This window comes from Mycobacterium sp. (assembly GCF_049281135.1).
Taxonomy (GTDB): Bacteria; Actinomycetota; Actinomycetes; order Mycobacteriales; family Mycobacteriaceae; genus Mycobacterium.
The window spans coordinates 1-5128 of sequence record NZ_JBAPRN010000658.1 but is presented as its reverse complement, the minus strand read 5'-3'; the positions used below and the strand labels follow the sequence as shown (position 1 = coordinate 5128).

The following is a 5128-nucleotide window of genomic DNA, read 5'->3' as shown; positions in this document are numbered from 1 at the left end:
GGCTCGGTCTCTGGTAACGGCGGGGCCAACGGCGCTGGCGCACCAGGCACTACTGCGCCTGGGCTGGGCGGTACGAACGGCCCAACCGCACCGAACGCGCCAGTCGGCACCCAGCCCGGTGGGCCTGCCCCCGGCACCGGCGGCGGTGCCGCCGGCCAAAACCCCGGCAACGGAGCCCCGGGCGCGTAACCTGCAGGAAGGCAACACAACGGAGAGGCCCGCTTCGGCGGGCCTCTCTTTTGTCGTCGATCCGGTAGAACCGGCCCGTACCTACGTCATCGAAATTCCGACGGCCTGAGGCCTGCCGGACCTGTCGACGCACGCCCGCTTTCGGGTGCTCGCCCGGGCGATTGCCAGCGCTCATCATCGGCGGCCAGTTAGTATGTGCCGACAGCACCGGGCGCGAATGCGCAACGCCAGCAAGCTAAAAGGGGGGCGCCCATGCCGGCCATCCACTTCATCTCGGGCCTGCCGCGGTCCGGCTCGACTCTGCTGGCCGCGTTACTGCGACAAAACCCGCGATTCGAGGCCGGTATGTCGGGTCCGCTGGCCGGCCTGTTCGGTGCGCTGCTGAGCGAGATGAGCGCACGCAACGAGTTTTCGATATTCATCGACGACGCCAAGCGCGAGCGCATCCTGCATGGGTTGTTCGACAGCTACTACGCCGACACCGACGCCCAGGTGGTCTTTGACACCAACCGATTCTGGTGTGCCTGGACACCCGCAATTGCCAAGCTGTTTCCCGACGCGAAAGTGATTGCCTGCGTGCGCGACATGCCGTGGGTGCTCGACAGCATCGAGCGGTTGGTCCAGCGCAACGTCTTCAGCCCGTCGTCGATCTTCAACTACAGCTCCGGCGGCACGGTCTATACCCGCGCCAACGGTGTGGCGGCAGCCGATGGCATGGTCGGTGCTCCCTACGATGCGCTCAAACAGGCGTGCTTCGGCGCGCAAAGGGACCGCCTGCTGCTGGTCCAGTACGAAACCCTGACCACCGACCCGGCCAAGACCATGCACGCCATCTACGACTTCATCGACGAGCCGGTTTTCGAGCACGATTTCGACCACATCGACTACGACGTCAGAGAATTCGACGAGCGGGCCGGTACTCCCGGGCTGCACACCGTGGGCACCACGGTCAAGGCCGAACCGCGCGCGAGCTTGCTGCCGCCGGACCTGTTCAACCGTTTCGTCAACGACGCCTTCTGGCGCGATCCGCAGAGAGTTCCCGAGGGACTGCAGGTCGTCTGAGGTCTCTTAACAGTGAAGGAGCCACCGCCAAAGTGAACGACGCTCAAACGAACGGCGCTCAAACGAACGCCGACCCGCGTGCCGACATTGTCTCCCGCCAGTACGAGCGGTGGCGGTACCCGCAACCCATACAGGACCTCGAGGCATTGCCCGATGGCGTCTGGCATTGGTTCGATCCGTCCCGCTTTCACCGGATTTTTTGGCCCGACCGGGAATATCAGCCCGACCTCGATATTTTGATTGCGGGATGCGGCACCAACCAGGCATCAGTTTTTGCCCATAGGAACCCTGGTGCGAAAGTCGTCGGGGTCGATATCAGTCAGCCATCACTGGATCATCAGCGATATCTCAAAGACAAACACGGGCTGTTTAACCTCGAGTTGCACCTGCTGCCGATCGAGGAGTTGCCCACACTCGGCCTCGATTTCGACCTGATCGTCTCGACCGGCGTGCTGCATCACATGGCCGACCCGCAGGCAGGCATGAACGCACTCGCACAATGCCTGCGACAAGATGGCGCTATTGGTCTGACGCTGTATGCAAGATACGGCCGAATCGGCGTCGAAATGCTCCAGTCGGTCTTTCGCGACATGGGGCTGCGTCAGGACCAAGCATCGGTCGAAATAGTCAAAAAGACGATCTCGCTGCTACCCCCGGGTCACCCTCTCCAAAGCTACCTCAGAATAGAGGGAGCGGAATTGCAATACGACGGCGCCGTGGTGGATACGTTTCTGCACGGTCGCGACCGTAGTTACACGGTCGACGACTGTATCGATCTTGTCACCACCGCCGGACTCGCATTTCAGGGATGGTTCCTCAATGCGCCGTACTACCACCACGATTTGCTTGAACCAGCGAATGAGTTCGCGCCAGCCGTCAGTGCGTTGCCCGAGCGCGAGCAGTGGTCCGTGATGGAACGTGTGCACGAATTTGCCGGTTGCCATTTTTTCATGGCGTGCCGTCCCGATCGGCCGAAAGAAAGCTACGTCATCGATTTTTCGACGGATGACTGCCTCGATTATGTTCCGGAGATGCGCATGCGTTGCGGTCTCTCCGGCGCCGAGATTTTTCGGCCGAGTTGGCGGATGGGTCTCAACTCGGCTCAGTTGCCTTTCGTGCAGAACGTCGACGGCCGTCGCACGATTCGCGAGATCGCTGAGCGCGTGGCGCAGAGCGGAGAGGCGCCGCGAGCGACCGCAGCCGACCTCGAGACATTCGGCCGCAAGCTATTTCAGTCGCTGTGGCGTCTCGATTTCCTTGCGATGGTCCTGAACGCGAACTCACATCGCTAGGCCACGTCAGACAAATGACGGCACAGGAGGAGACCACGTGCCGGCGCTGATTCGTTCGATGGGCCACGCCGTTGCCGTACGGGACCTCGATCAACAGCTCACCGTGAAGGAGCCATCGGAGAAGTGAGCGACAATCCGCGTGCCGACGTTGTCTCCCGTCAATATGAGCGATACAGGTACCCGGAACCGATACCGGACCTCGAGCCATGGCTTGCAAACAACTGGCAATGGTTCGATCCCAGCCACGCACACCGAATATTCTGGCCGGACCGGGAATACAAGCCCGACCTCGATATTTTGATTGCGGGTTGTGGCACGAACCAGGCGGCGGTGTTCGCTTTCACGAACCCGGATGCCAAAGTGGTCGCGGTCGATATCAGCCAGCCGTCGCTGGATCACCACCAGTACCTCAAAGACAAGCACGAGTTGTCCAACCTGGAGCTGCATCGGCTTGCGCTCGAGGAACTGCCAAACCTGGGCCGCGACTTCGACCTGATCGTGTCGACCGGTGTGCTGCACCACTTGGCCGATCCGCAGGCGGGAATGAATGCCGTGGCACGTTGCCTGCGGCCAGATGGTGCCATCGGTGTGATGCTGTATGCAAAATACGGCCGAATCGGCGTCGAAATGCTCCAGTCGGTCTTTCGCGACATGGGGCTGGGTCAAAACGATTCGTCGATCCCCGTTGTGCGGCAAACGCTTTCGCTCCTGCCGCCCGGTCACCTGGCGCAACCCTACCTGGGCGGCGCGCGGGAATTGCAGTACGACACCGCCTTGGTGGATACGTTTCTGCACGGTCGGGAGCGCAGTTACACCGTCGACGACTGCATCGACCTCGTCGCCTCAGCCGGACTCGTGTTTCAGGGGTGGTTCCACAAGGTGCCGTACTATCCGCACAGTTTGTTCCGGCCGCCCAACCCGGTGCTTTCGGCTGTAAATGCATTGCCGGAGCCGACGATGTGGTCAGTCAACGAGCGTCTCCGCGCTGTCAACGCGTGCCATTTCTTTATGGCGTGTCGTCCGGAGCGGCCGAAAGAGTCCTACGCGCTCGATTTTTCGGCCCGAGATTGCCTGAACTACGTTCCGCTGATGCGGATGCGGTGCGGGCTCTCGGGCGACGAGATTTTCCGCACGGACTGGCGAATCCGTCTCAACTCGGACCAGTTGCCCTTTGTTCAACGGGTCGATGGTCAGCGCACGATTCGGGACATTGCCGCGTCGGTGCGCAGCGAGACCACGTCGCACGACAACGTGGCTCGCGTCGAGAAATTTGCTCGCGGGCTGTTCGAGGCTCTGTGGCGCCTGGATTTCCTGGCGATGGCCCTGAACCCGGACGCACACCGCCCAAAGCGATAGTGCGTGCGCGAGATCTCGTCGCTAACCCGCGGCCCGGCGCGTCACTCTCCGCGCTCGGCCCACCTCGAGCATAGAAGCGGGCGGCCGCCGGCAAAGCCGGCGAGATTCTTCCCGATAGTCCGAAGCTGGGGGCCAACCGGCCCGACACCTGAGAAAAGCACATGATGCGTTAAGGCTTCTAGCGAGCTGACGCATGTTTTCGGACAACGCTATTAGTGGCGAACCGGCTGCTGATCTGCGCCAATCCCGCCTCCATCCGATCTCTCGGACGAAATTTCTCGAAAATCGGACAATCTGTTTTCTCGAACGTTAGTTAAGGAGTACCTTAAGGCCACCTGAGATGTTCAACCGGTGTCCAACGAAGGAGCGGTGGGGGCGATGTCTGGAAAGCACTCCTCGAAGAAGAATCGGTCGGCGAAGGCCAAGGCGCGTCGTCGGGCGATTGGGCTCAGTAGTGGCGCGGGGGCGTTTTTGGCGCTCGGGTTGGGGCCGTTGACGGGTGTGCCGACGGCCAAAGCCGATGTGTTTGACGACATCCTGGATGTGGCGGTGGGCTCGGCCGCCAGTTCGGCGATCACCGCGGTCAACCCGACGGATTTCTTAGATCCTGGCGTGCTGAGTGGATTGCTCGCCGACTTGAGCACCCCGAGCGGGTGGGACGCGTTGCTGACCGATCTGGGCAATCCCAGCGGCGGCCTTGACGCGTTGTTCTCGGGCCAGACCATCCTGGCATCCGAGGCCGGGTCCGCTGCGACGGCCGATTCATCGACGTCGTTCTGGCAGGTACTGGAGCAGGACTGGACTCAGTTGACTCAGTCGGTCGACAACTACCAAAATGCCGCCGCGGTGGCCGGCCTTCCCATTTGTGGCACCGGGCTAGCCGATCTGGTCTGCAACGGTGCTGACGGTGTTGGCGGCGGCTCGCTGACGCAGGCCGATGGTGCAGCCGGCGGGTTGCTGTACGGCGACGGCGGCAATGGCGCCACCGACCTTCTGGGTCAGGGTGGTACCGGTGGCGACGCCGGCGCCTGGGGCAATGGCGGTGACGGCGGTGCGGGTGCGGACGGTATGGCCGGTGGTGACGGCGGCAACGCCGGTACGTTCTTCGGCAACGCCGGTGACGGCGGCAACGGCGGTGACGGTGTGGCCGGCGGCACTGGTGAGGTCGGCGGCACCGGCGGTGCCGGCGGTGACGGCGGCGGTGTGGGCTTTTTGAACTTGTTCGGGAC

Annotated in this window: 5 protein-coding genes; all 5 read left to right on the top strand. The window is 62.4% G+C overall.

Features of this window, described 5'->3' with window-relative positions:
- On the top strand, positions 1–298 hold a 298-nt coding region (locus WAN02_RS26470), incomplete at its 5' end, for a hypothetical protein (protein WP_422267979.1).
- A gap of 143 nt (positions 299–441) precedes the next feature.
- Positions 442–1251 carry a sulfotransferase family protein gene (locus WAN02_RS26465; RefSeq protein ID WP_422267977.1) on the top strand — a complete coding sequence of 270 codons (810 nt, stop codon included), beginning with the start codon at positions 442–444 and terminating at the stop codon, positions 1249–1251.
- A gap of 32 nt (positions 1252–1283) precedes the next feature.
- Positions 1284–2543, top strand: coding sequence for a class I SAM-dependent methyltransferase (locus WAN02_RS26460; RefSeq protein ID WP_422267975.1), 1260 nt, complete (start codon positions 1284–1286; stop codon positions 2541–2543).
- Positions 2544–2666: 123 nt separating this feature from the next.
- Positions 2667–3899, top strand: a complete 1233-nt coding sequence (locus WAN02_RS26455; RefSeq protein WP_422267973.1) for a class I SAM-dependent methyltransferase — start codon at positions 2667–2669, stop codon at positions 3897–3899.
- A gap of 378 nt (positions 3900–4277) precedes the next feature.
- Positions 4278–5128, top strand: an 851-nt coding sequence (locus WAN02_RS26450) for a PGRS repeat-containing protein (RefSeq protein WP_422267971.1), incomplete at its 3' end; no start/stop codon positions are given.

Excerpts from the sequence above, each read along its gene's own strand:
- WAN02_RS26465 (WP_422267977.1), top strand. The coding sequence starts at position 442 with ATGCCGGCCATCCACTTCATCTCGGGCCTGCCGCGGTCCGGCTCGACT.